The 24,336-nt window shown below is 69.8% G+C and carries 21 protein-coding genes, 3 tRNA genes and 1 pseudogene; 10 read left to right on the top strand and 15 right to left on the bottom strand.

The annotated features are described in order from the left end of the window. Positions 1 to 20: 20 nt before the first annotated feature. A tRNA-Leu gene (locus EKH77_RS15820) sits at positions 21 to 104 on the bottom strand. A gap of 331 nt (positions 105 to 435) precedes the next feature. Between EKH77_RS15820 and EKH77_RS15825 the strand changes: the two genes are divergently transcribed. The 6 genes from EKH77_RS15825 to pknB all read left to right on the top strand — a co-directional run bounded on the left by EKH77_RS15825 (position 436) and on the right by pknB (position 8,516). After that, positions 436 to 1,275 (top strand): FhaA domain-containing protein, encoded by an 840-nt coding sequence (locus EKH77_RS15825; RefSeq protein WP_126915008.1) that lies wholly within the window; start codon positions 436 to 438, stop codon positions 1,273 to 1,275. Between the two features lie 10 nt (positions 1,276 to 1,285). Further along, on the top strand, positions 1,286 to 1,816 hold the full coding sequence (locus EKH77_RS15830; RefSeq protein WP_126915009.1) for an FHA domain-containing protein FhaB/FipA: 531 nt from the start codon (positions 1,286 to 1,288) through the stop codon (positions 1,814 to 1,816). Between the two features lie 75 nt (positions 1,817 to 1,891). Then, positions 1,892 to 3,421 (top strand): PP2C family protein-serine/threonine phosphatase, encoded by a 1,530-nt coding sequence (locus EKH77_RS15835; protein WP_126918091.1) that lies wholly within the window; start codon positions 1,892 to 1,894, stop codon positions 3,419 to 3,421. A gap of 23 nt (positions 3,422 to 3,444) precedes the next feature. Next, positions 3,445 to 4,863 (top strand): FtsW/RodA/SpoVE family cell cycle protein, encoded by a 1,419-nt coding sequence (locus EKH77_RS15840; protein WP_126915010.1) that lies wholly within the window; start codon positions 3,445 to 3,447, stop codon positions 4,861 to 4,863. Beyond that, positions 4,860 to 6,311, top strand: coding sequence for a peptidoglycan D,D-transpeptidase FtsI family protein (locus EKH77_RS15845; protein WP_126915011.1), 1,452 nt, complete (start codon positions 4,860 to 4,862; stop codon positions 6,309 to 6,311). The genes EKH77_RS15840 and EKH77_RS15845 overlap by 4 nt, the downstream gene beginning before the upstream one ends. 162 nt (positions 6,312 to 6,473) lie before the next feature. Then, the gene (pknB, locus tag EKH77_RS15850; RefSeq protein WP_126915012.1) at positions 6,474 to 8,516 is read left to right on the top strand and encodes a Stk1 family PASTA domain-containing Ser/Thr kinase; all 2,043 of its coding nucleotides are present in this window, start codon (positions 6,474 to 6,476) and stop codon (positions 8,514 to 8,516) included. An 88-nt stretch (positions 8,517 to 8,604) separates the two neighbouring features. Here the strand turns inward: pknB and EKH77_RS15855 are convergent, their stop codons facing one another. From EKH77_RS15855 to EKH77_RS15880, 6 genes and pseudogenes are all read right to left on the bottom strand, one after another. Continuing rightward, complete coding sequence (locus EKH77_RS15855; RefSeq protein WP_126915013.1) at positions 8,605 to 9,330, bottom strand: class E sortase; 726 nt, start codon at positions 9,328 to 9,330, stop codon at positions 8,605 to 8,607. Between the two features lie 30 nt (positions 9,331 to 9,360). Further along, positions 9,361 to 10,194, bottom strand: a pseudogene (locus EKH77_RS15860) (class E sortase); the annotation flags it as partial. Positions 10,195 to 10,244: 50 nt separating this feature from the next. Next, positions 10,245 to 10,883 carry an aminodeoxychorismate/anthranilate synthase component II gene (locus EKH77_RS15865; protein ID WP_126915014.1) on the bottom strand — a complete coding sequence of 213 codons (639 nt, stop codon included), beginning with the start codon at positions 10,881 to 10,883 and terminating at the stop codon, positions 10,245 to 10,247. Continuing rightward, on the bottom strand, positions 10,880 to 11,077 hold the full coding sequence (locus tag EKH77_RS15870; RefSeq protein ID WP_126915015.1) for a hypothetical protein: 198 nt from the start codon (positions 11,075 to 11,077) through the stop codon (positions 10,880 to 10,882). Before EKH77_RS15870 ends, EKH77_RS15865 begins: the two co-directional genes overlap by 4 nt. A gap of 69 nt (positions 11,078 to 11,146) precedes the next feature. Beyond that, positions 11,147 to 11,953: a class E sortase gene (locus EKH77_RS15875; protein WP_126915016.1), complete on the bottom strand. Its 807-nt coding sequence runs from the start codon at positions 11,951 to 11,953 to the stop codon at positions 11,147 to 11,149. A 21-nt stretch (positions 11,954 to 11,974) separates the two neighbouring features. Then, positions 11,975 to 12,739: a DUF881 domain-containing protein gene (locus tag EKH77_RS15880; protein WP_126915017.1), complete on the bottom strand. Its 765-nt coding sequence runs from the start codon at positions 12,737 to 12,739 to the stop codon at positions 11,975 to 11,977. A gap of 162 nt (positions 12,740 to 12,901) precedes the next feature. Between EKH77_RS15880 and crgA the strand changes: the two genes are divergently transcribed. Continuing rightward, entirely contained in the window at positions 12,902 to 13,156 is a 255-nt protein-coding gene (gene crgA, locus EKH77_RS15885; RefSeq protein ID WP_126915018.1) for a cell division protein CrgA, read from the top strand. Positions 13,157 to 13,447: 291 nt separating this feature from the next. Here the strand turns inward: crgA and EKH77_RS15890 are convergent, their stop codons facing one another. Both EKH77_RS15890 and EKH77_RS15895 read right to left on the bottom strand, forming a co-directional pair. Then, positions 13,448 to 14,308, bottom strand: a complete 861-nt coding sequence (locus tag EKH77_RS15890) for a rhomboid family intramembrane serine protease (RefSeq protein WP_126915019.1) — start codon at positions 14,306 to 14,308, stop codon at positions 13,448 to 13,450. Between the two features lie 168 nt (positions 14,309 to 14,476). Next, positions 14,477 to 15,004, bottom strand: coding sequence for a peptidylprolyl isomerase (locus tag EKH77_RS15895; RefSeq protein ID WP_126915020.1), 528 nt, complete (start codon positions 15,002 to 15,004; stop codon positions 14,477 to 14,479). Between the two features lie 228 nt (positions 15,005 to 15,232). Here EKH77_RS15895 and EKH77_RS15900 point away from each other — a divergent pair, with 228 nt between their 5' ends. Further along, entirely contained in the window at positions 15,233 to 15,883 is a 651-nt protein-coding gene (locus EKH77_RS15900) for a DUF5324 family protein (RefSeq protein ID WP_126915021.1), read from the top strand. Positions 15,884 to 16,035: 152 nt separating this feature from the next. Here EKH77_RS15900 and EKH77_RS15905 read toward each other — a convergent pair. Then, positions 16,036 to 16,108: transfer RNA gene (locus EKH77_RS15905), tRNA-Ala, on the bottom strand. Positions 16,109 to 16,226: 118 nt separating this feature from the next. Here EKH77_RS15905 and EKH77_RS15910 point away from each other — a divergent pair. Beyond that, a complete protein-coding gene (locus EKH77_RS15910) occupies positions 16,227 to 16,772 on the top strand; it encodes a helix-turn-helix domain-containing protein (protein WP_126915022.1) in 546 nt (181 codons plus the stop codon). Positions 16,773 to 16,823: 51 nt separating this feature from the next. Beyond that, positions 16,824 to 17,954, top strand: coding sequence for a serine/threonine-protein kinase (locus tag EKH77_RS15915; protein ID WP_126915023.1), 1,131 nt, complete (start codon positions 16,824 to 16,826; stop codon positions 17,952 to 17,954). A gap of 156 nt (positions 17,955 to 18,110) precedes the next feature. Here EKH77_RS15915 and EKH77_RS15920 read toward each other — a convergent pair whose 3' ends face one another. The 5 genes from EKH77_RS15920 to gyrB all read right to left on the bottom strand — a co-directional run bounded on the left by EKH77_RS15920 (position 18,111) and on the right by gyrB (position 24,242). After that, positions 18,111 to 18,245, bottom strand: coding sequence for a DLW-39 family protein (locus EKH77_RS15920; protein WP_208809277.1), 135 nt, complete (start codon positions 18,243 to 18,245; stop codon positions 18,111 to 18,113). Positions 18,246 to 18,457: 212 nt separating this feature from the next. Further along, positions 18,458 to 18,531: transfer RNA gene (locus EKH77_RS15925), tRNA-Ile, on the bottom strand. A gap of 77 nt (positions 18,532 to 18,608) precedes the next feature. Beyond that, complete coding sequence (locus EKH77_RS33805) at positions 18,609 to 19,343, bottom strand: DUF3566 domain-containing protein (RefSeq protein ID WP_430981032.1); 735 nt, start codon at positions 19,341 to 19,343, stop codon at positions 18,609 to 18,611. A 177-nt stretch (positions 19,344 to 19,520) separates the two neighbouring features. Beyond that, a complete protein-coding gene (gyrA, locus tag EKH77_RS15935; RefSeq protein WP_126915024.1) occupies positions 19,521 to 22,142 on the bottom strand; it encodes a DNA gyrase subunit A in 2,622 nt (873 codons plus the stop codon). Between the two features lie 48 nt (positions 22,143 to 22,190). Next, positions 22,191 to 24,242 (bottom strand): DNA topoisomerase (ATP-hydrolyzing) subunit B, encoded by a 2,052-nt coding sequence (gene gyrB / locus EKH77_RS15940; protein WP_126915025.1) that lies wholly within the window; start codon positions 24,240 to 24,242, stop codon positions 22,191 to 22,193. Positions 24,243 to 24,336: the final 94 nt, after the last annotated feature.

Here is a 24,336-nt window from a genome sequence, read left to right on the forward strand (position 1 = left end):
GATGCCGACCGTCTCGTCTGTGCGCGAGGGGGGAGTTGAACCCCCACGCCCTTTCGGGCACTGGAACCTGAATCCAGCGCGTCTGCCTATTCCGCCACCCGCGCATTGGGTGTGTCTTCCGCTTCCCGGACCGTTCCCCCGGCGTTTCCGCCCGGTTCTTGTCCGTTCGCCTTCCGACATCGAGAACATTAGCACGCCCTCGCGGGTGCCTTCACACCCATTGCCTCCACCCCGTCCCCGGGGGAGGGCCCGGTGAGGGCTCCGGTTGCGGGACACTGGCTTCGGGGCACCTCTACGATCCGCGTGGAGGCGACACTCGTCACTCCTGGCGTCGAAGGGGAACCAGCCGTTTTCCCGACGCGTGGATACGATCAGTAAGCAGTATCAGGAACGACACTGAGCATCAGAGACGTCACTGAGGGAAGGAGGTGCCCCGTGGGAGTACTGAAGCGCTTCGAGCAGCGACTCGAGGGTCTCGTGAACGGCACCTTCGCCAAGGTGTTCAAGTCCGAGGTGCAGCCGGTCGAGATCGCGGGCGCACTCCAGCGGGAGTGCGACAACAACGCCACCATCTGGAACCGTGACCGCACCGTCGTCCCGAACGATTTCATCGTGGAGCTGAGCGCCCCGGACTTCGAGCGCCTCAGCCCCTACTCCGGCCAGCTCGGCGACGAGCTGTCCGGCATGGTCCGCGACTACGCCAAGCAGCAGCGGTACACCTTCATGGGGTCCATCAAGGTCCACCTGGAGAAGGCCGACGACCTCGACACCGGCCTGTACCGGGTGCGCAGCCGCACCCTCGCCTCCAGCGAGTCGCAGGAACCGAACGCCCGGCAGCAGGCCGCGCGCCCCGGACCGGCCGCCGCCACCCAGGGCGCCGGCTATCCGCCGCAGCCCTCCGGCGTCCCGCCCATGCCCGCGTCGCCGCCGCCCGGTGTCCGTCCCCTGCCGCCGCGCGCCGGCGGTCCGGGGCCCGGAGCGGTGCCCGGGGCGCAGACGCGCCGCTGGATCGAGATCAACGGCACCCGTCATCAGATCTCGCGGTCCACGCTCGTGCTGGGCCGCAGCACCGAAGCGGACGTACGCATCGACGACCCCGGCGTCTCCCGCCGGCACTGCGAAATCCGGGTCGGCACCCCCGCGACCGTCCAGGACCTGGGGTCGACCAACGGCATCGTGGTGGACGGACAGCACACCACGCGCGCTACGCTCCGCGACGGCTCGCGGATCGTCGTGGGCAGTACCACCATCGTTTATCGGCAAGCCGAAGGGTGAAGCGGGGGCAATGTCAGAGCTGACCCTCACGGTCATGCGGTTGGGTTTCCTCGCCGTACTGTGGCTGTTCGTCATCGTGGCCGTCCAGGTCATCCGCAGCGATCTGTTCGGCACCCGCGTGACCCAGCGCGGCTCCCGCCGCGGCGGGGACACCCGCCCGCAGCGCGCGCAGGCCCCGGCCGCGCCGCCGCAGCAGCGCCAGCAGCAGCAGCCCGGCGGCCGTCGCGCCGACCGCGGCCGTCGTGGCGCGCCCACCAAGCTGGTGGTCTCCGAAGGCAGCCTGACCGGCACCACGGTGGCCCTCCAGGGCCAGACGATCTCCCTCGGTCGCGCCCACGACTCGACGATCGTGCTGGACGACGACTACGCCTCCAGCCGGCATGCCAGGATCTACCCCGACCGCGACGGCCAGTGGATCGTCGAGGACCTCGGGTCGACCAACGGCACCTACCTCGACCGGACCCGGCTGACCACCCCGACCCCGATTCCGCTCGGCGCGCCGATCCGTATCGGCAAGACCGTCATCGAGCTGCGGAAGTAGTAGGACCATGACGACCGGAGGGTGGGCAGCGTGGCTGGGAAGGGGCTGTACCCGGAGCCGACGGGCGAGGTGCGCATGAGTCTGTCACTGCGCTTCGCCGCCGGATCGCACAAGGGCATGATCCGGGAGGGCAACGAGGACTCCGGTTACGCCGGCCCCCGGCTGCTCGCCATCGCCGACGGCATGGGCGGCCAGGCGGCCGGCGAGGTCGCCTCCTCCGAGGTGATCTCCACCCTCGTCGGGCTCGACGACGACGTCCCGGGCTCCGACATCCTCACCTCCCTCGGTACCGCCGTGCAGCGCGCCAACGACCAGCTGCGCGTCATGGTCGAGGAGGACCCCCAGCTGGAGGGCATGGGCACCACGCTCACCGCCCTGCTGTGGACCGGTCAGCGGCTCGGTCTCGTCCACGTCGGCGACTCCCGCGCGTACCTCCTGCGCGACGGGGTGCTCACGCAGATCACCCAGGACCACACCTGGGTGCAGCGGCTGGTCGACGAGGGCCGGATCACCGAGGAGGAGGCCACCACCCACCCGCAGCGCTCCCTGCTGATGCGCGCGCTGGGCAGTGGCGACCACGTCGAGCCCGACCTGTCGATCCGCGAGGTGCGGGCCGGCGACCGCTATCTGATCTGCTCCGACGGGCTCTCCGGTGTCGTCAGTCACCAGACGATGGAGGAGACGCTCGCCAGCTACCAGGGTCCGCACGAGACGATCCAGGAGCTGATCCAGCTCGCCCTGCGCGGCGGCGGCCCGGACAACATCACGTGCATCGTGGCCGACGTCCTCGACGTCGACGGCGGGGACACCCTCACCACCGAGTTCAACGACACGCCGGTGATCGTCGGCGCGGTGGCCGAGAACCAGCTGCACATCATCGACAAGCGGGCCATGCAGACCCCGGCCGGCCGCGCCGCCGAGCTGGGCCGTCCCGTGCCCCCGCAGGAGGGCGCGCCCGGCGGCTTCGGCCCGCCCGGCAGCGGTGACGCCGGGATGGGCGGCATGCCGGACGGCGCCTTCGGCCCGTTCACCGACGAGGACTTCGTCAAGCCCCGGCGCAAGGGCCGCTGGCTCAAGCGCACGCTGATCCTCGCCCTCGCGCTGGGCGTGGTCGGCGGCGGTCTGTACGGCGGCTACCAGTGGACGCAGACGCAGTACTACGTGGGCGCGAAGGACAACGACCACGTGGCGGTCTACCAGGGCATCAACCAGGACCTGGCGTGGGTGAGCCTGAACAGGCTGTACAAGGACCACCCCGAGATCGAACTCAAGTACCTCCCGGTCGACCAGCGCAGCCGTGTCGTCGACACGATCACCGTCGGCAGCCGGGACCAGGCCGTGCAGAAGGCCAAGGAGCTCGGCACGCTCGCCGGCGCCTGCAAGAAGGAAGCCGAGCGGCACAAGGCCGAGCAGCAGCAGCGCGAGAGCGAGAAGCAGAACACCGACCGCACCGGCGGTGCGAGCGGTGCCCCGAAGGACACGGCGAAGGAATCCGGCGAGGCCCGCTCCCACGCCGCCCAGGCCACCCCGGCCCCCACCCCGGGCCCCACCCTCAGCGAGGAAGAGCAGAAGTTGGTCCCGCAGTGCAGCAGCGCTCAGCAGTGAAGCCGTAGGGGGCCACCACCGCCATGTCAGCGATTTCACCCATTCCCAACTCCGGCAGCAACACGACGACCATCAGCACCGTGGGCGCGCCGAGCCGGCGCAACACCGAGCTCGCGCTGCTGGCCTTCGCCGTCATCCTGCCGTGCTTCGCCTACGCCAACGTGGGTCTGGCCCTCGACGGCGAGATGCCCTCCGGCATGCTCGGCTACGGCATCGGCCTCGGCCTGATGGCGGGCGTCGGCCACCTGGTCGTCCGCAAGTTCGCCAAGTACGCCGACCCGCTGCTGCTGCCCCTGGCGACGCTGCTCAACGGCATCGGCCTGGTCATCATCTGGCGGCTGGACCAGTCGCCGCGGCTGATGGCCGGCAAGACGTTCGCCCCCGCCGCGACCAACCAGCTGCTGTTCTCGGCCCTGGGCATCGCCCTGTTCGTGGCCGTCCTGATCTTCCTGAAGGACCACCGGATCCTCCAGCGCTACACCTACATCTCGATGGCGGTCGCGCTGGCCCTGCTGGTCGCCCCGATGTTCTTCCCCGCCGTCTACGGCGCCCGCATCTGGATCACGATCCCCGGTCTGGGCTCGATCCAGCCGGGTGAGTTCGCCAAGATCGTCCTGTCGATCTTCTTCGCGGGCTATCTGATGGTGAAACGCGACGCGCTGGCCCTGGCCAGCCGCCGCTTCATGGGCCTGTACCTGCCGCGCGGCCGTGACCTCGGCCCGATCCTGGCGGTCTGGGCGTTCTCGATCCTGATCCTCGTCTTCGAGACCGACCTCGGTACGTCGCTGCTGTTCTTCGGCATGTTCGTCGTGATGCTCTACGTCGCGACCGAGCGCACCAGCTGGATCGTCTTCGGTCTGCTGATGTCCGGCGTCGGCGCGGTCGCCGTGGCCAGCTTCGAGCACCACGTCCAGCAGCGTGTCGACGCCTGGCAGCACCCCTTCGACGCCTTCAAGGACGGCAGCTCCGACCAGATCGCCCAGGCCCTGATGGCCTTCGGCTCCGGCGGGGTCTTCGGCACGGGCTGGGGCCAGGGCCACTCCGACCTCATCGGCTTCGCCGCCAACTCCGACTTCATCCTGGCCACGGTCGGCGAGGAGCTCGGCCTGGCCGGCGTGATGGCGATACTCCTGATCTACGGCCTGATCGTGGAGCGCGGCGTGCGCACCGCCCTCGCGGCCCGCGACCCCTTCGGCAAGCTGCTCGCCACGGGCCTGTCCGGCGCCTTCGCCATCCAGGTCTTCGTGGTCGCCGGCGGTGTCATGGGCCTCATCCCGCTGACCGGTATGACCATGCCGTTCATGGCTCAGGGCGGCTCCTCCGTCATCGCCAACTGGGCGCTGATCGCCGTGCTCATCAAGATCAGCGACACCGCGCGGCGCCCCGCGCCGGCGCCCGCCCCGAACCCCGACGCCGAGATGACCCAGGTGGTCCGCCCGTGAACAAGCCCGTGCGCCGGATCGCCATCTTCTGCGGTCTCCTCGTCCTCGCCCTGATGATCAGGGACAACTGGATCCAGTTCGTCCAGGCCGACGAGCTCAAGACGAACAAGCACAACCGTCGCATCACGATCGCCCGCTACAGCCAGCCGCGCGGCAACATCATCGTCGACGGCCAGGCGATCACCGGCTCCCAGGAGACCGGCGGCATCGACTTCAAGTACAAGCGCACCTACAAGAACGGTGAGATGTGGGCTCCGGTCACGGGCTACAGCTCACAGGTGTTCGACGCCAACCAGATCGAGAAGCTCGAGGACAAGGTCCTCACCGGCGACGACGACCGGCTGTTCTTCAACCGCACGGTCGACATGATCACCGGCAAGGGCAAGAAGGGCGGTGACGTGATCACCACCCTGAACACCAAGGCCCAGGAAGCCGCCTTCAAGGGCCTCGGCGACAAGAAGGGCGCGGTCGCCGCCATCGACCCGCGCACGGGCAAGATCCTCGCGCTGGCCTCCACCCCGTCCTACGACCCGTCGACGATCGCCGGGGCCCGGGACAGCAAGGCGTGGAACGCGCTCACGGCCGACAAGAACCAGCCCATGCTCAACCGGGCGCTGAAGCAGACCTACCCGCCGGGCTCGACCTTCAAGGTCGTCACCGCCGCCGCGGCGCTGGAGAACGGCCTCTACAAGGACGTCGACACCAAGACGGACTCGCCGCTGCCGTGGATCCTGCCGGACACGCGTGTGGAGCTGCAGAACGAGGGCAACATCCCCTGCAAGGACGCCTCGCTGCGGGTCGCCCTGCAGTGGTCCTGCAACACCGTCTTCGGCAAGATCAGCGCCGACCTCGGCAACAAGAAGATGATCGACGAGGCGAACAAGTTCGGCTTCAACAAGCCGGTCGACACGCCCGTCCGCGCCGTGCCCAGCATCTTCCCCAAGGACAACCGCCCGCAGAACGCGATGGCCGGCATCGGCCAGGCGTCCAACCGGGTGACCCCGCTGCAGATGGCCATGGTGGCCTCGGCCGTCGCCAACAACGGCAAGCTCATGGAGCCGTACATGGTCGACAAGCTGCGCGCGCCGAACCTGAACGTCATCGAGCACCACCAGCCCAAGCAGATGAGCCAGCCGATGTCCGCCGAGACCGCCCAGAAGCTCCAGAGCATCATGGAGACGGTCGTCGAGCAGGGCACCGGTAAGAAGGGCCAGATCAGCGGCGTCAAGGTCGGTGGCAAGACCGGTACCGCCCAGCACGGCGTCGACAACAGCGGCAACCCGTACGCGTGGTTCATCTCCTACGCGAAGACCGACAAGGGCTCGCCGGTCGCCGTCGCCGTCGTCATCGAGGGCTCGGACACCGTCCGCGACGACATCGCCGGTGGCGAGCTCGCCGCCCCCATCGCGAAGAACGTCATGGAGGCGGTCATCAACTCGGAGAAGTGATCCGGCTCACTCGCCACGGCCGAACCACTCCTCCGTCTGTACCGGTCGTATATCGGGTGCCGGTGGCGCCCGGAAGGCACCCGGCGCGCCGGGTACGGTATGCCGGACAGCACACCGCCGGACCCACGCCGGTGAGGTCAGGAACACGGAAGGGCTGGAGCTATGGAAGAGCCGCGTCGCCTCGGCGGCCGGTACGAGCTGGGCTCGGTGCTCGGCCGCGGTGGCATGGCCGAGGTCTACCTCGCGCACGACACCCGGCTCGGCCGCACCGTCGCCGTGAAGACGCTGCGGGTGGACCTCGCCCGCGACCCGTCCTTCCAGGCCCGGTTCCGTCGTGAGGCCCAGTCGGCCGCCTCGCTCAACCACCCGTCGATCGTCGCCGTGTACGACACCGGCGAGGACTACGTGGACGGGGTCTCGATCCCGTACATCGTCATGGAGTACGTCGACGGGTCGACGCTGCGCGAGCTGCTGCACTCCGGCCGGAAGCTGCTGCCCGAGCGCACCCTGGAGATGACCATCGGGGTGCTCCAGGCGCTGGAGTACTCCCACCGGGCCGGCATCGTCCACCGGGACATCAAGCCCGCCAACGTCATGCTCACCCGCACGGGCCAGGTCAAGGTCATGGACTTCGGCATCGCCCGGGCCATGGGCGACGCCGGCATGACCATGACGCAGACGGCGGCCGTCATCGGCACCGCCCAGTACCTCTCGCCCGAGCAGGCCAAGGGCGAGCAGGTCGACGCGCGCTCCGACCTCTACTCCACCGGCTGTCTGCTCTACGAGCTGCTGGCGGTCCGGCCCCCGTTCATCGGCGACTCGCCGGTGGCCGTCGCCTATCAGCACGTGCGGGAGGAGCCGAACCCGCCGAGCACGTACGACCCCGATGTGGCGCCCGAGATCGACGCCATCGTCCTCAAGGCGCTGACCAAGGACCCGGACTACCGCTACCAGTCGGCCGACGAGATGCGCGCCGACATCGAGGCGGCCCTGGAGGGCCGTCCGGTGGCCGCGGCGGCCGCGCTCGGCGCCATGGGCGGGGGCGGCTACGGCATGCCGGACCAGCCGACCACCATGCTCCGGCCCCAGGATCAGGGGCACATGGCGCAGACGTCGATGATGCCGCCGGTGGCGGACGGCGGGGGCTACGGCGGCTACGACAACGGCTCGCACGGCGGCCGGCGCGGCGGCGGGAACGGCCGCAAGAGCAACCTCTCGACGATCCTGCTGGTCGTCGCGGGCGTGCTGGTGCTCGTCGGCGCGATCTTCATCGGCAAGTCGCTCTTCAGCGGCGGCAACAACTCCAATGTGACCATCCCCAGCCTCACCGGCCAGACCCTGGCGGAGGCGAAGCGCTCCGGCGACAACGGCGGCTTCAAGGTCACCGAGGGGGAGCAGAAGAACTGCGACCAGCCCAAGGGCAAGGTCTGCGACCAGGACCCCAAGGCGGGTGCGAAGGTCGAGCGCAACACCGAGGTCAAGGTCTCGCTGTCCAAGGGCCCGGTCCAGATCGAGGTCCCGAGTGTGATCGGGCAGTCCTTCGACAAGGCCAAGGCGCAGCTGGAGGCCCTGGGCTTCACGGTGACGCAGAAGCAGGAGGAGTCCTCCCAGCCCTCCGGCCAGGTCACCAAGCAGGACCCGGACGCCGGTGAGAAGGCCGAGAAGGGCGCGGAGATCACCCTCACGGTGGCCACCCAGGCGGCGAGCAAGACGGTGCCGTCCGTGGTCGGCCGGCCCTTCGACGACGCCCAGAAGCAGCTCAAGGACCTGGGCTTCACCGTGACCCGCGAGGACGAGGACTCCACTCAGCCCGCCGGTACGGTCACCCGGCAGAGCCCCGACGGCAACACCTCCGCGCGGCCCGGCTCGACGGTCACCCTGTTCGTCTCCAAGGGCGCGGCCCAGCAGAAGGTCGGCGTGCCCCCCGTGGTCAACCAGAAGCTCAAGGACGCCAAGAACGCCCTGACGGGCGCGGGCCTGAAGGTCGGCAACATCGCCGGCCCGCAGGACGACAACGCCCTGGTGCTGGTGTCCGACCCGGCCGCGGGCGCTCAGGTGCCCAAGGACACCCCGGTGAACCTGACGACCATCGCCGGCGCCCCGAACCCGGGCGGCAACCCCGGTGGTCAGCAGGGCGGCCAGCCCGGCGGCACCGACCAGGACACCGGCTTCTTCGGCGGCATCATCGGCGGCCGTCGCCACTGACGCCCGTAGGACAGCGCTGACGCCCGTAGGACAGCAGAAAGCCCCGGCATCCTTCACGGATGCCGGGGCTTCTTGCTGTCTCGGTGTGTCAGCGGAGTTCCTTGGGTGGGGTGCGCTTGGCGTCGACCTTCTCCGTGCGCTCCAGCTCGGCCCAGACGATGTAGCGGTAGTCGGAGGTGTAGACCGGCGTGCAGGTCGTCAGGGTGAGGAAGCGGCCCGGCCGGGTCTTCCCGGACTCCTTCGGCACGGAGTCGAGGACGTCGACGTTGAAGCGGGACGTCTCCTTGAGGTCGGCGTAGACCTTGTAGACGTACCAGGTGTCGCGGGTCTCGAAGACGACCGGGTCACCGCTCTTGATCTTGTCGATGTTGTGGAACTTGGCGCCGTGCCCGTCGCGGTGGGCGGCGAGGGTGAAGTTGCCCTGCCTGTCCCACGGCATGCCCGCCTTGACGGGCTCGCGGTAGAAGCCGGCGACGCCCTCGTTGAGGACCTTGCTCCCGGTGCCGGGCTTGACCAGCACCTCGCCGTTCCGCATGGCCGGTACGTGGAGGAAGCCGATGCCGTCCTTGGTGTCCAGCGCGCCCGGTCCGGCGGCCGTGGCCGGGGCCTTGGCCCAGTTGTCGCGTACGTGGCTGCCCTGGCGCTTGGCCTCGCGGTCGGCGAGGACGTTCGTCCACCACAGCGAGTAGGCCACGAAGAGCGCCATGATCACACCGGCGGTGATCAGCAGCTCGCCTATGACGCCGACGACGGCGGCGAGCCGCCTCCGTGCGAGGTCCTGTCGCCGTGGCTCGTCGCCGTCGGTCCGTGCCACCGCGCCCGTACCCCGTTCTCCGCTGTGCCGTCACTCCACGAGCGCGTCCGGTTTTCCCTTGCTCCGGGGCCGCTCGTCGACCATCTTGCCCCACACCACCATGCGGTACGTACTGGTGAACTCGGGGGTGCAGGTGGTCAGCGTGATGTAGCGGCCGGGCCCGGTGAAGCCGGAGCCGGCCGGAACGGGGTCGATGACCTTGGTGTTCGCCGGGGACGTCTGATCCAGACGGCTTGTCATCTCATAGGTGTAGAAGGTGCTCTGCGTCTCGACGACGACCTTGTCACCGGGCTGCAGCCTGTTGACGTAGCGGAACGGTTCGCCATGGGTGTTGCGATGGCCCGCGAGCGCGAAGTTCCCCTGCTTGTCCCAGGGCATCGCGGTCTTGAGACTGCCGGTGGCGTAGTGGCCGACCATGCCGCGGTCCAGCACCTGGTGCTTGCCGACGCCCTCGGCGATGGGGGCCTTCACGTCCAGCTTGGGGATGTAGATGATCGCGAAGCCCTGGCCCGGGGAGAACTCCCCCGCGTCCCGGGCCGCGCCCTGGGCCCCGCCCTTGTCCCAGCTGTGCCGCAGGCTGTCGGCCGTACCGCCCGCCTGGCGATGGGCGATGACGTTGGTCCACCACAGCTGGTAGGCGACGAACAGCAGCATGACCACGCCCAGGGTGATGAACAGCTCGCCCACGACCCGGCTGGCTATCACCCCGGGGCTGTCCCTACGGGCGCGCGCGGCCCGTTGCGCGGCGCGGCGGCGCTCCGCGCGCCCTCCGGTCACCACCGGGCGCTCCGGCCGCTCGGACCGCGCCGGCCCCTCCGGCTCGACGCGCCGCAGCGTCATCGTCGCCTCGTCCTCGGGCGGCAGCGGCTGGGCCACGGCCCCGGGGGCGTAGGCCCCGGAGTCGTACGCCGCGGTCACGCCCCGGCCTTGCCCACCACCGGGGCGAGCCCTGCCGACCGTTCCACCGCCCCCATGTCCCCACAGGCGACCAGCCAGTTGGCCAGCATGCGGTGGCCCCACTCGGTGAGCACGGACTCCGGGTGGAACTGCACGCCCTCGACCGGCAGGTCGCGGTGGCGCAGGCCCATGATCACCCCGGTGTCGGTCGTGGCGGTGATCTCCAGCTCGTCCGGCCAGCTGTCGCGCTCGGCGGCCAGCGAGTGGTAGCGGGTGGCCGTGAAGGGCGACGGAAGGCCGTGGAAGACGCCCTTGCCCTCGTGCGTCACGGGCGAGGTCTTGCCGTGCAGCAGCTCGGGCGCCCGGTCGACGACGCCGCCGTAGGCGACGGCCATCGACTGCATGCCCAGGCAGACACCGAAGACCGGCACCCCTGTGTCGGCGCAGTGGCGCACCATGTCGATGCAGACCCCCGCCTCCTCGGGCGCGCCCGGGCCGGGCGAGAGGAGGACGCCGTCGAAGCCGTCCTGGGCGTGCGCGGGCTCGACCTCGTCGTTGCGGCGCACCTCGCATTCGGCGCCGAGTTGGTAGAGGTACTGGACGAGGTTGAAGACGAAGCTGTCGTAGTTGTCCACGACGAGGATGCGTGCGCTCACCGGACCACCGCCACCGTTCCGTTGCTCACCGGCATGCCGTTGTCGACCGTGACGTCGTTGAACGGCAGCAGCGGTTCCGCCCAGGGGAAGACGTACTGGAAGAGGACGTAGACGCCTCCCAGCACGAGCAGCAGGGAGATCAGCGCCTTCACCCACGCGTTGCCCGGCAGATGACGCCAGATCCAGACGTACATGCTCTACCCACTCGCCGATGATTGGATGTTTGGGCACCAGACTAAGGGTCGGCACCCCGCCCGCGGGGGTCAGCCGGACAAAGCCGCAGGCCTGCCGTCGGAGACCGGACGGGTCTCGGCCAGATGGCCCCAGACGATGAGCCGGTGGCTGTGTCCCCACTCCGGTTCGCAGGTGGTCAGGGTCAGATAGCGGCCCGGCTCCCGGTAGCCGGACCCGGCGGGCACGGGGTCGATCACGGCGACGTCGGTGGGCAGCGTCCGGCGGGGCCGGGTGTCGACGCGGTAGGTGAACCAGGTCGTCCCGTCGTTGATCACCACCGCGTCGCCGGAGCGCAGCTCGTCGAGGTCCTTGAAGGGGTCGCCGTAGGTGCGGCGGTGGCCGGCGACGGCGAAGTTGCCACTCCCGCCGGGGGGCGCGGTGCCCGGGTAGTGGCCGAGGCCCCGTTTCAGCAGCTCGGTGCCGGTGCCCTCGAGGACGGGCTTGGCCCAGCCGGCGCCCAGGCGGGGGACGTACATCACGGCGAAGGCCGCTCCGGGGCGCTGCCCGGCGGGGCGCGCGGTGGGTTCCTCCGCGCCGCTGCCCGCTACAGGGGGCGCGTCACCGGCGCGGGGCGCCGGGGGGACCGGTGGTGCCGGGGAGGCGGTCCGGGGGCCGTCGGCGGGCACTGAGGGGGCGTCAGGCGCCGGAGCGGAGGGTGGTGCGGCGGCGGGCGGGCCGGCGGCCCAGCGCTCCCGGAGGCGGCCGATCTCGTCGTCCATGGCGCTGTCGGCGCGGACGCCGGTCCAGTAGAGGAGGTAGACGACGAAGAGCACGATCAGCGTGCCGACGGTCAGGCACAGTTCGCTGAGCGTCCGTACGACGAGGCGTGAGCGCACCGGCCGGACACCTCCCGGGGGTCATCCCATGGGCTTGGCGTAGTGGAGATCCACTGTGCCCGAGTAGCCGGGGAGAGTCACCGCCTCGTGCTGGTCGACTTTCCAGCCGAGGCCGTAGGCGGCGACGTACTGGAGATAGTTCTGGATCGCGGGGGAGGCGTCCAGGGCCTTGCGGAGGGCACCCCGGTCACCGACTGCGGTGATCTTGTACGGCGGCGAGTAGACGCGGCCCTGGAGGATGAGGGTGTTTCCCACGCAGCGGACCGCGCTGGTGGAGATCAGCCGCTGGTCCATCACCTGGATGCCCCGGGCGCCGCCCTGCCAGAGGGCGTTGACGACGGCCTGGAGGTCCTGCTGGTGGATGACGAGGTCGTTGGGCTGGGGCTGGGGCACCCCGGGGATCTTCGCGGTGGCGTTGGGCGGGGCGTCGGTGAGGGTGACGGTCATGCCCTGGCCGGCGAGCTTGCGGGTGCCGGCGGCGTCCTCCAGGTCGGCGAGCTTGCGCTGTTCGGCCGCCGTGCCGCCGTTGTCGCGCCGGGCGAGGGCGTCGACCTGGGCGCGGGCCGCCGCGGCGCTGTCCTCGAGGTCGCCGTTCTTGCGGCTGCGCTCCCGGATGAGGTCCGAAAGGCGGAGCATGGAGTCGTCGGTGCGGATGTTGGTGCCCTGGGCGGTGTTGAAGCTCGTCCAGAAGATGAGGCCCGCGAGGGCGAAGACGCCGCCGGTCAGCAGCCGCACCGGACGGAAGCGCCGGATGGGCCCGCTGGTGGAGTCCGCAGAATTACTCACCGTACCCTTATCCTCTCCGACGCCGCGGAAGCACTACGCTAACGGACGCCCGGGGGAACGAAGCGCTCCCGTCGCTCCCGCCCCGGCGGACAGCCCATGTGATACCCAGCCCCATGTGAACCCCAGCGCGGTCACGCAGCGCGTCGACAGGAGAGTTTCCTCGTGCCGAAGTCACGGATCCGCAAGAAAGACGACTTCACGCCGCCGCAGGTGAAGCAGCAGAGCATCAAGCTGGCGACGGGGCGTCGCTGGGTGGCGCCACTGATGCTGGCGATGTTCCTGATCGGCCTGGCCTGGATCGTCATCTTCTACGTGACGAGCGGCGACATGCCGGTGGAGTCCCTGAAGAACTGGAACATCGTGGTCGGCTTCGGCTTCATCGCGGCGGGGTTCGTCGTCTCCACCCAGTGGAAGTAGCGCGAGTTATCCACACCCTCGTCCACAGTGGGGAAAACTCAGAAGATCTGTGGATAACTTCCCTGGCATTGACGCCGGTGTGACTGATCGCAAGCGCCGCGTATCCACGGTCACACCGGTGCCTTCCAGCGAAAACGCAGCTCGGCGGGGGTACGCGGGCCTAGAACACCTGTTCCCACAGGATGGGCCCACGATCCCCCGCCGTTGTGGACAACCTATGCGTCCACCGATGTGGGTGACCCGCCCCTCGGCACGGCCACCGGCCGGAGCGGGCGAGACAGCGGGCCGGGATCAGGCGAGCTGCGCCGTCCGGGCGACCACCATGGCGACGATCACCAGTAGGGCCGCCGCACAGGTCAGCCGCTGGACCAGCAGCCGCTTGCCACGCGGGGCGTGCACCATCCCGTAGGCCACCGCCGTGCCCACCACCAGGCCGCCGACATGCGCCTCCCAGGCGATGTTGCTCCAGGTGAAGGTGAAGATCAGGTTGAGCACGAGCAGCGCGACGACCGGCCGCATGTCGTACTTCAGACGCCGCATCAGCACCGCCGTGGCACCCAGCAGACCGAAGATCGCGCCCGAGGCGCCGAGCGACGGCTGGTTGGGCGCGGCGACGAGATAGGTGAGCGCGCTGCCGCCGAGACCGGCCAGCAGATACAGGGCCAGATAGCGGGCACGGCCCAGCGCCGCCTCCAGCGACGGGCCCAGCCACCACAGCGAGAGCATGTTGAAGGCGATGTGCATGACCTGCTGATGCAGGAACATCGCGGTCAGCAGCCGGTACCACTGCCCCTCGGCGACGCCCTCCAGCGGCCCGAAGTCCGACAGCGTCGCCCGCCCGAACAGCTCCAGGGCGTCCACCAGCCGGTCCCCGGTGGCCATCACCGCGATCCACACCGCGACGTTGATCCCCAGCAGGACCTTGGTGACCAGCCGCGGATCGCTCGTGTGCACCGCCCCGGCGACCGTGCGCGCCGCGGTCGCCCGGGGGTCGTGGCCCGTACCGGAACCGCTGCTCACGCACTCCGGGCACTGGAATCCCACGGAGGCGCTCACCATGCACTCCGGGCAGATGGGGCGCTCGCAACGGGCGCAGCGGATGCCGGTCTCCCGGTCCGGATGCCGGTAGCAGCGGACGGCCTGCTCGTTCATGCTCTCCCTCGCCCCTGTGTCGGGCCCTCGCCCCTTTGCTGGGCCGGTGTGCCCACCGCACAACGCACGGCCCCGCCCGTCATACGGACGGGCGGGGCGCCAGGTTCCCATGAGACGCCGGGGCCCGGGGGCCCACGGCGGATCCTCGCGGGGTGTGCGGAGCGGTTGTCAGCGGGTCTCGACGACGACCGACTCGATCCTCACGTCGTTGACCGGACGGTCGGTGCGCGGGTTGGTGGCGGCCTCGGCGATGGCGTCCACGACCTTCTTCGAGGCGTCGTTGCTGACCTCGCCGAAGATGGTGTGCTTGCCGGTCAGCCAGGTGGTGGGCGACACGGTGATGAAGAACTGCGAGCCATTGGTGCCCGGACCGGCGTTGGCCATGGCCAGCAGGTACGGCTTGGTGAAGGCGAGGTCCGGGTGGAACTCGTCCTTGAACTGGTAGCCCGGACCGCCGGTGCCGTTGCCCAGCGGGTCACCACCCTGGATCATGAAGCCACTGATGACACGGTGGAAGATCGTGCCGTCGTACAGCTTGTCCGTCGTCTTGGCACCCGTCTCCGGGTTCACCCACTCGCGCTCGCCCTGCGCCAGCTCGACGAAGTTCTTCACCGTCTGGGGGGCGTGGTTCGGGAGAAGCCGGATCTCGATGTCGCCCTGGTTGGTCTTCAGGGTGGCGTAAAGCTGCTCGGCCACGGTCTACCTTCCATAGTGTTCACTGACAGCCACCGATCCTCGCACGGCTGCTTCGCGGCGAGTAGCCGACAAAGCCCGGCGCGCGACGGCGAACCGTGGCATTGTCGACCGGAGCTCCCCTGATGACCCGGATGCCCGATCGCACATGCCGGACCGCCCATCGGCAGGCATGATTTTTCCACTGGGTGGAAAGGCGACAAACCATACGCCACCGAGGAGGAGGATCCCGTGACCCGCAAGGACAGCGTGCGCGCCGCGACCAGCACCGCCAAGGACAGCGTGCGCCACGCCGCGGAAGTGGTGGCGCCCTACGCCGGCACGGCCAAGGACGCCGCCGTGCACTACGCCCACGAGGCCCGCACCCGGCTCGCGCCCAAGGTCGCCGAGGCCGCGCACCAGGCCCGTTCGCAGTACGACGCCCACCTCCAGCCGCGCATCGAGCACGCGCGCGGCGCCCTGCCGCCCAAGGTCGACCAGGTCGCGACGAAGGCCCGCGCCGTCGCCGAGCCCGTGCGGGACGAGGCCCTCTCCCGGGGCACCGCCGCCATCGCAGCGCTGCGCGGCCAGGTGTCCGCCGACGACGTGGAGAAGCTGACCCGCCGCCGGAACCGCCGCTGCCGCACCGGGCGCGTGGCCAGGCGGCTCGTCGTGTTCGGCCTCCTAGCGGCCGGCGCCGTCGTCGCCTGGAAGTGGTGGGACCGGCAGGCCAACCCCGACTGGCTCGTCGAACCCCCGGAGGCCACCGAGCCCTCGGACCGCGCGCCCCTGTCCTCCGTCGACGGCAGCGGTGACCGTTCCGCCCTCGACCCGGAGGTCCAGGCCAAACAGGACCGGGCCGACACGGAGGCATCCACCGAGGACGACACCGACCGTCCCTGACGACCGCGTCCGCGGGGCGGCGAAACGGGCGGCGGCACAGGCCCTCCACACGGCCCGCACACACTCGGCACACGCCCCGGCCGCACCGCCCGGCCCCCGGGGACGACAAAACCCCTCCGACCACGTTTCCGCAGGTCGGAGGGGATTCCTTGTGGAGCCTAGGGGAGTCGAACCCCTGACATCTGCCATGCAAAGACAGCGCTCTACCAACTGAGCTAAGGCCCCGTCGGGGACCAGACTACCCGGTGTCGGCGCTCTTTCCCGACCGGGTATCGCCGCGACCCACCACTCTCCGTAGGATGCACCGCAAGATTCGCGGCAGCGAAGCGAAGGGGAGAGCGTGATGGACGCAGCACAGCAGGAAGCCACCGCCCGCGCACGGGAGCTACAGCGCAGCTGGTACGGGGAGCCGTTGGGGGCGCTCTTCCGCCGTCTCATCGACGACCTCGGTCTCAACCAGGCCCGCCTCGCGTCCGTTCTGGGCCTCTCCGCCCCCATGCTCTCCCAGCTGATGAGCGGTCAGCGCGCCAAGATCGGCAACCCCGCCGTGGTGCAGCGGGTGCAGGCGCTCCAGGAGCTCTCCAGCCAGGTCGCGGACGGCACCGTGAGCGCGGCGGAGGCCGCGGAGCGGATGGAGGAGGTCAAGAAGAGCTCGGGCGGCTCCGTCCTCAACTCCACCCAGACCACGGCCAGCAGCGGGGCGCCGACCGTGCGCCGGGTGGTGCGCGAGATCCAGTCGCTGCTGCGGTCGGTGGCGGGCGCGGGGGACATCATCGACGCCGCCGAGACCCTCGGCCCCGCCCACCCCGAACTCGCCGAGTTCCTCCGGGTGTACGGCGCCGGGCGGACCGCCGAGGCGGTCGCCCACTACGAGGCGCACCAGAGCTGACCGTGCCGGGGGGCGCCGGCGCACGGCGGGGGCGGGGGTGACGCGCACGACATGGGTGAGCTCTTCGCTGGGCGGTACGAGCTGGTGGACCCGATCGGGCGGGGCGGGGCGGGCGCCGTCTGGCGGGCCTGGGACCAGCGGCGGAAGCGCTATGTGGCGGCGAAGGTGCTTCAGCAGAGCGACGCCCACACGCTGCTGAGGTTCGTCCGCGAGCAGGCGCTGCGCATCGATCATCCCCATGTGCTGGCGCCGATGAGCTGGGCGGCCGACGACGACAAGGTGCTGTTCACCATGGAGATGGTGGGCGGCGGCTCGCTCGCCCATCTCATCGGCGACTACGGGCCGTTGCCGGCGCATTTCGTCTGCGTATTGCTGGATCAGCTGCTGTCCGGGCTCGGCGCGGTGCACGCGGAAGGCGTCGTGCACCGGGACATCAAACCCGCCAACCTCCTTTTGGAAGCGACCGGTACGGGCCGCCCGCATTTGCGGCTCTCCGATTTCGGGATCGCCATGCGCAAGGGCGAGCCGAGGCTCACGGACACCAACTTCGTCATGGGGACGCCGGGTTACTTCGCGCCGGAGCAAATGCTGGGCGAGGAACCGGACTTTCCCGCCGACCTCTTCGCCGTGGGGCTGGTGGCGCTCTATCTCCTCACAGGCCGGAAGCCGGACGCCGAGGCACTGGTCGAGCTGTTCCCCGAGCAGGGGGTGCCGAGCGCTCCCCAGGAGGTGCCGGAGCCGCTCTGGGAGGTCGTCGCGAATCTGCTCCACCCCGATCCGTACGCCCGCTTCCGGACGGCCACGGGGGCGCGCAAGGCCCTGGCGGCGGCCGTGGAGCTGCTGGATCCGCCCGACGCCGACGAGGAACGGATCGAGGTCTTCGACCAGCTGGGCCCGCTGCCGCCGGGCTTCGGCCCGGACGGGCCGGAGCACCGGCCGGCCCCGGAACCACCGCGCCCCGCCTACCCGCCCACACGCCCCTACACCGCCCCGCGGCCGCTCACCCCGCCCGTTCCGCCGTCCCTGCCTCCGCCGCCCGCGCAGGAGCCCTCCGTGGCGTCCTCGTGGGCCCCGCGACGGCCCTCCGGGCCACCGTCGAAGGTGGTCGTGCCGGTGCTGCTCGTGGCCCTGCTCAGCATCGCGATCGGGGTGTGGGCGCTCGTCGCCGGGCAGGGTGGATGATCTTTACGTTCGCAATCATTTTATTTGCGTACGCAATCAAATCGGCGGTGCAAACGGGCGCGCAAACGGTCCGGGCCCGAACGCACGAACAGGGCCCCGGCCGCTTCCGCGGCCGGGGCCCTGCTTCAGTTCAGTTCGTGTCGCGGAACCGGCGACTCACACACCCGAACCCGAGGGAACGGAGTCGGTCGCCTCCGTCCACAGGTCCTGCTCGGCGCGATCCGCCTGGATCTGCCGGTACACGAGGAGCCCGCCGATGGCGGCCAGTGCGACCAGGAGCAGCTTCTTCACCGCGCGACCTCGTCTTTCCTTGACGTAAGGGAGCCTCTGGTGGCCGATGATACACACCGGCCGATACCGATCGGTGACCTGTGCCCGCTCCCCCGCCGGGGCCGCTCCGGCGCGCGCCCGGCGCCCGGGGCCGCCGGCGGCCGTACGGGGCGGCGTGAACTCCCAAAAGAGATCGGCCCGGACGGAGAATTCCGTCCGGGCCGATCGTACTGTGGGGCTAACAGGACTTGAACCTGTGGCCTCTTCCTTATCAGGGAAGCGCTCTAACCGTCTGAGCTATAGCCCCGCGCCTTGCGACACCGAAAGATTAGCGCACTTGGGGCCCAGTCCCAAAATCGCCCGGGCCCCGTGCCCCGGGAGGCGCTATTCGTCCTCGGCGAGCGTCAGCTCAACACCGCCCACGAAACCGGCGGCGAGGTTGTAGACAAAGGCGGCCAGCGTGGCGAGGGCGGTCGCCAGCACGACGTCGACCACCGCGATGACGGTCGTGAAGAGCAGCACGTGCGGCAGCGAAAGGAACGACTCCAGGTCGAAGCCGCCGCCATCGCCGGAGGTCGTGGCGTCGCTGACCGTACCGCCGACGGCCTGGAAGACGCCCATCGCGTCCATGACCGACCACAGGACGGCCGCGGCCACGATCGTGCAGACGCCGAGGGCGACCGACAGCAGGAAGCTGACCTTCATCACCGACCACGGGTCGGCCTTCGCCACCCGCAGCCTGGCCTTGCGCGTACGCGGGCCCGTGGGGGCCGTACGGGCCGCCGGGCGCTGCGCGGCGGGGGCCGGCTCCTGGCCGGCGGCGCGCTCGGGCGACCGGGCGGGCCCGGGCACCTTGGCGGCCTTACCGTCCTTGCCCGACTTCGCGGCCTGACCGGCCGGGCCGGTCTTGGCCGCCGGGCCGGCCTTGGCGGGCTGGGATGCCTCGGAAGGCTTCCCGTCCTTGGCGCCCTTGCCGTTCTTGGCCCCCTTGGCGGCCCCGCCGGAGGCCTTGGCGGGCTCGGCGGCGGGCTCGGAGACGGAATCGGAATCGGAGCGTTCGGCCGGAGGCTCGTACGCCTTCGGCGGGTGGTACGGCTGTGGACCTCGGGTCTCCGTCATGGTCTCCCCCTTGACTGCGGTCCTGGTGCCACCGGCCCGGGAGCCCGCGCCGTCCTTGTCGGCCGTGCCGTCCGCGGCCGAGCCACGGGCCTCCGTGTCGGAGGGGACGGGTGGGGCGGCTTCCTGCCGCTCGGCGCCCGCACCGCTCTTGGCGGTGCCCGTGGCTCGACTCACGTATTACTCCTCGGTGTGCTCAGGCGTGGTGCCCTCGGCCGCCTCGGACCCGCCCTCGGCCGCGTCGGTCACCTCGTCGACACCCTCGGCCTCGCGACCGGCCTCGGCGTTCCGGGCGATGCCCACGACGGCATCGCGCTTGCCCAGGTTGATCAGTTGGACGCCCATGGTGTCACGCCCCGTCTCCCGGACTTCGGCGACCCGGGTGCGGATCACACCGCCGCCCAGCGTGATGGCCAGAATCTCGTCGCCCTCCTCGACCACCAGGGCGCCGACCAGGGAACCGCGGTCCTCCACGATCTTGGCGGCCTTGATGCCGAGGCCGCCGCGGCCCTGGACGCGGTACTCGTCGACGTTGGTGCGCTTGGCGTACCCGCCGTCGGTGGCGGTGAAGACGAACGTACCGGGACGGACCACATTCATCGAGAGGAGCTCGTCACCCTCGCGGAAGCTCATGCCCTTGACACCGGAGGTGGCACGGCCCATGGGACGCAGGGTGTCGTCCGAAGCGGTGAAGCGGATGGACTGCGCCTTCTTGCTGATCAGCAGCAGGTCGTCCGTGGCGGAGACCAGCTCGGCGCCGATCAGCTCGTCCTCGACGCCGCCGTCCGTCTCGCGGAGGTTGATGGCGATGACACCGCCGGAGCGCGGCGAGTCGTAGTCCTTCAGCGAGGTCTTCTTCACCAGGCCCGACTTGGTGGCCAGCACCAGGTAGGGCGCGACGTCGTAGTCGCGGACGGCGAGGATCTGGGCGATCTTCTCGTCCGGCTGGAAGGCCAGCAGGTTGGCCACGTGCTGACCGCGCGCGTCCCGGCCGGCGTCCGGCAGCTCGTACGCCTTGGCCCGGTAGACCCGGCCCTTGTTGGTGAAGAAGAGCAGCCAGTGGTGGGTGGTGGAGACGAAGAAGTGGTCGACGATGTCGTCTTCCTTCAGCTTCGTACCGCGCACGCCCTTGCCACCGCGCTTCTGCGAGCGGTAGTCGTCGGTCTTGGTGCGCTTGACGTAGCCGCCACGCGTGATGGTGACGACGATGTCCTCCTCGGCGATCAGGTCCTCGATGGACATGTCGCCTTCGAAGGGCACCAGCTTGCTGCGCCGGTCCTCGCCGAACTTCTCGACGATCGCCGTCAGTTCGTCGCTGATGATGCCGCGCTGCCGCTCCGGCGAGGCCAGGATGGCGTTGTACTCGTTGATCTTCGCCTGGAGGTCGTCGTGCTCGGCGGTGATCTTCTGGCGCTCCAGGGCGGCCAGTCGGCGCAGCTGCATCTCGAGGATGGCGTTGGCCTGGATCTCGTCGATCCGCAGCAGGTCCATCAGGCCCGTACGGGCGACGTCGACGGTGTCGCTGCGCCGGATGAGCGCGATGACCTCGTCGATGGCGTCCAGGGCCTTGAGCAGGCCGCGCAGGATGTGGGCGCGCTCCTCCGCCTTGCGCAGGCGGAAGCGGGTGCGCCGGACGATGACCTCGATCTGGTGCGTCACCCAGTTGCGGATGAACGCGTCCAGCGAGAGGGTGCGCGGCACACCGTCGACCAGCGCCAGCATGTTCGCGCCGAAGTTGGTCTGGAGGTCGGTGTGCTTGTAGAGGTTGTTGAGGACGACCTTGGCGACCGCGTCCCGCTTGAGCACGACGACCAGGCGCTGGCCCGTGCGGGAGGAGGTCTCGTCGCGCACGTCGGCGATGCCGCCGACCTTGCCGTCCTTCACCAGGTCGGCGATCTTCTGCGCGAGGTTGTCCGGGTTGACCTGGTAGGGCAGCTCGGTGACCACCAGGCACTGGCGGTTCTGGATCTCCTCGACCGCGACGACCGCGCGCATGGTGATCGAGCCGCGGCCGGTGCGGTAGGCCTCCTCGATGCCCTTGCGGCCCACCACGAGGGCGCCGGTCGGGAAGTCGGGGCCCTTGATCCGCTCGACGAGCGCGTCGAGCAGCTCCTCGGCGGAGGCCTCGGGGTTGGCCAGGAACCACTGGGCGCCCTCGGCCACCTCGCGCAGGTTGTGCGGCGGGATGTTGGTGGCCATGCCGACGGCGATACCGGCGGAACCGTTCACCAGCAGGTTGGGGATGCGCGACGGCAGGACCGTCGGCTCCTGGTTGCGGCCGTCGTAGTTGTCCTGGAAGTCGACGGTCTCCTCGTCGATGTCCCGGACCATCTCCATCGACAGCGGCGCCATCTTGCACTCGGTGTAGCGCATGGCGGCGGCCGGGTCGTTGCCCGGGGAGCCGAAGTTGCCGTTGGAGTCGACGAGCGGCATCCGCATGGCCCAGGGCTGGGCGAGGCGGACGAGCGCGTCGTAGATGGAGGCGTCGCCGTGCGGGTGGTACGTACCCATGACGTCACCGACGACGCGGGCGCACTTGTAGAAGCCCTTCTCGGGCCGGTAGCCGCCGTCGTACATCGCGTAGAGCACACGGCGGTGCACCGGCTTGAGGCCGTCGCGGACGTCGGGGAGCGCACGCGAGACGATGACGCTCATCGCGTAGTCGAGGTACGAGCGCTGCATCTCCGTCTCGAGCCCGACGGGCTCGACGCGCATGCCCACGCCCTCCAGGGGCGCCGGGGCACCCTCGGGCGTGACCTCGGGGACGGGAGCGGTGGGAGTCTCAGGGGTCTCGTCGGCCATTGCTGTTCAAAGTCCTTTCGCTGCGGCTGTTTCGAGTGGCCGACAGGCTCAGATGTCGAGGAAGCGGACGTCCTTGGCGTTGCGCTGGATGAAGGAGCGCCGTGCCTCGACGTCCTCGCCCATGAGCACCGAGAACAGGTCGTCCGCCTGCGCGGCGTCGTCCAGCGTGACCTGGCCGAGCACCCGGTGGTCGACGTCCATGGTGGTGACGCGCAGTTCCTCGGCGTTCATCTCGCCGAGACCCTTGAAGCGCTGGACCGAGTCGTCCTTGATCCGCTTGCCGTTCTCGCGGCCCAGCTGGATCAGGGCGTCGCGCTCACGGTCGGAGTACGCGTACTCGAAGTCGTCCCGGCTCCACTTGATCTTGTAGAGCGGGGGACGGGAGAGGTAGACGTGCCCGGCCTCGACCAGCGGACGCATAAAGCGGAAGAGGAAGGTGAGCAGCAGGGTGTTGATGTGCTGACCGTCGACGTCGGCGTCCGCCATCAGAATGATCTTGTGATAGCGGAGCTTCGAGATGTCGAAGTCCTCGTGCACACCGGTGCCGAAGGCGGAGATCAGCGCCTGGATCTCGGTGTTCTGCAGGATCTTGTCGATCCGCGCCTTCTCGACGTTGAGGATCTTGCCTCGGATCGGGAGGATCGCCTGGTACTGCGGATTGCGGCCGGACTTGGCCGAGCCGCCGGCGGAGTCACCCTCGACGATGAAGATCTCGCACTTGGCCGGCTCGTTCGACTGGCAGTCGGAGAGCTTGCCCGGCAGCGACGCGGTCTCCAGCAGGCCCTTGCGGCGGGTCAGGTCGCGCGCCTTGCGGGCCGCCACCCGGGCGGTGGCCGCCTGGATGGACTTGCGGATGATGTCCGAGGCCTCGTTGGGGTTGCGGTCCAGCCAGTCCGTGAGCTGCTCGTGGACGACCTTCTGGACGAAGGTCTTGGCCTCGGTGTTGCCCAGCTTGGTCTTCGTCTGGCCCTCGAACTGCGGCTCGCCGAGCTTGACGGAGATGATCGCCGTCAGGCCCTCGCGGATGTCGTCGCCCGTGAGGTTGTCGTCCTTCTCCCGGAGCAGCTTCTTGTCGCGCGCGTAGCGGTTGATCAGACCGGTGAGCGCCGCGCGGAAGCCCTCCTCGTGGGTGCCGCCCTCATGGGTGTGGATGGTGTTGGCGAAGCTGTAGACACCCTCGGTGTACTGGGTGTTCCACTGCATCGACACCTCGAGGGAGAGCATCCGCTCCTTGTCCTCGGCCTCGAAGGCGATCACCGAGGGGTGAACGACCTCGCCCTTGCGGGAGTTGAGGTAGCGGACGAAGTCGGAGATGCCGCCCTCGTAGTGGTAGCGGACGGCGAGGGGCTTGCCCTCCTCGTCCACGTGCGCCGGGCGCTCGTCGGTCAGCGAGATGGTGAGGCCCTTGTTGAGGAAGGCCATCTCCTGGAAGCGCCGCGAGAGCGTCTCGAAGGAGTACTCGGTGGTCTCGAAGATGTCGCCGTCGGCCCAGAAGGTGACGGACGTGCCGGTCTCGTCGGTCGGCTCGTTCTGCTGCAGCGGGGCGGTCGGGACGCCGAGCTTGTAGTCCTGCGTCCAGTGGAAGCCGTCGGTCTTGACCTCGACAGCGACGCGCGTGGACAGGGCGTTGACGACGGAGACGCCGACGCCGTGCAGACCGCCGGAGACGGCGTAGCCGCCGCCGCCGAACTTGCCGCCCGCGTGGAGCACGGTCAGGACGACCTCGACGGCGGGCTTGCCCTCGGAGGGGACGATGCCGACCGGGATGCCACGGCCGTTGTCGACGACGCGAACGCCGCCGTCGGACAGGATCGTCACGTCGATGGTGTCCGCGTGACCGGCGAGGGCCTCGTCGACGGAGTTGTCGACGACCTCGTAGACGAGGTGGTGGAGACCGCGCTCGCCGGTGGAACCGATGTACATGCCGGGCCGCTTGCGGACCGCGTCCAGGCCCTCCAGCACGGTGATCGCACTGGCGTCGTACGACGTCTCACCGCCACCGCCAGGGGCGCCGGACCCGGCGCCCGCGGCCTCGGAGGGGGTGGTGTTCTCGTTGGGGTTGCCGGAATCGGCCACGAAGCGCCCTTTCTGGCACAGCACAAGCCATCCCCTGCCGCGGCGGGGATTCCCGGGGCAAGGCAGGAGCGGCTGCGTCGTTCAGTGTCGGTCAGTATGAGTCGGCGATCCCCGCGAT

It is taken from the genome of Streptomyces luteoverticillatus (genome assembly GCF_003970715.1).
GTDB classification, from domain to species: domain Bacteria; phylum Actinomycetota; class Actinomycetes; order Streptomycetales; family Streptomycetaceae; genus Streptomyces; species Streptomyces abikoensis.

Coding starts and splice junctions, on each gene's coding strand:
- EKH77_RS33805 (WP_430981032.1), bottom strand. CDS start 19,343: ATGACGGAGACCCGAGGTCCACAGCCGTACCACCCGCCGAAGGCGTAC.
- EKH77_RS15915 (WP_126915023.1), top strand. CDS start 16,824: ATGGGTGAGCTCTTCGCTGGGCGGTACGAGCTGGTGGACCCGATCGGG.
- EKH77_RS15835 (WP_126918091.1), top strand. CDS start 1,892: ATGAGTCTGTCACTGCGCTTCGCCGCCGGATCGCACAAGGGCATGATC.
- EKH77_RS15910 (WP_126915022.1), top strand. CDS start 16,227: ATGGACGCAGCACAGCAGGAAGCCACCGCCCGCGCACGGGAGCTACAG.
- EKH77_RS15840 (WP_126915010.1), top strand. CDS start 3,445: ATGTCAGCGATTTCACCCATTCCCAACTCCGGCAGCAACACGACGACC.
- EKH77_RS15830 (WP_126915009.1), top strand. CDS start 1,286: ATGTCAGAGCTGACCCTCACGGTCATGCGGTTGGGTTTCCTCGCCGTA.
- pknB (WP_126915012.1), top strand. CDS start 6,474: ATGGAAGAGCCGCGTCGCCTCGGCGGCCGGTACGAGCTGGGCTCGGTG.
- EKH77_RS15890 (WP_126915019.1), bottom strand. CDS start 14,308: ATGAACGAGCAGGCCGTCCGCTGCTACCGGCATCCGGACCGGGAGACC.
- EKH77_RS15870 (WP_126915015.1), bottom strand. CDS start 11,077: ATGTACGTCTGGATCTGGCGTCATCTGCCGGGCAACGCGTGGGTGAAG.
- gyrA (WP_126915024.1), bottom strand. CDS start 22,142: ATGGCCGACGAGACCCCTGAGACTCCCACCGCTCCCGTCCCCGAGGTC.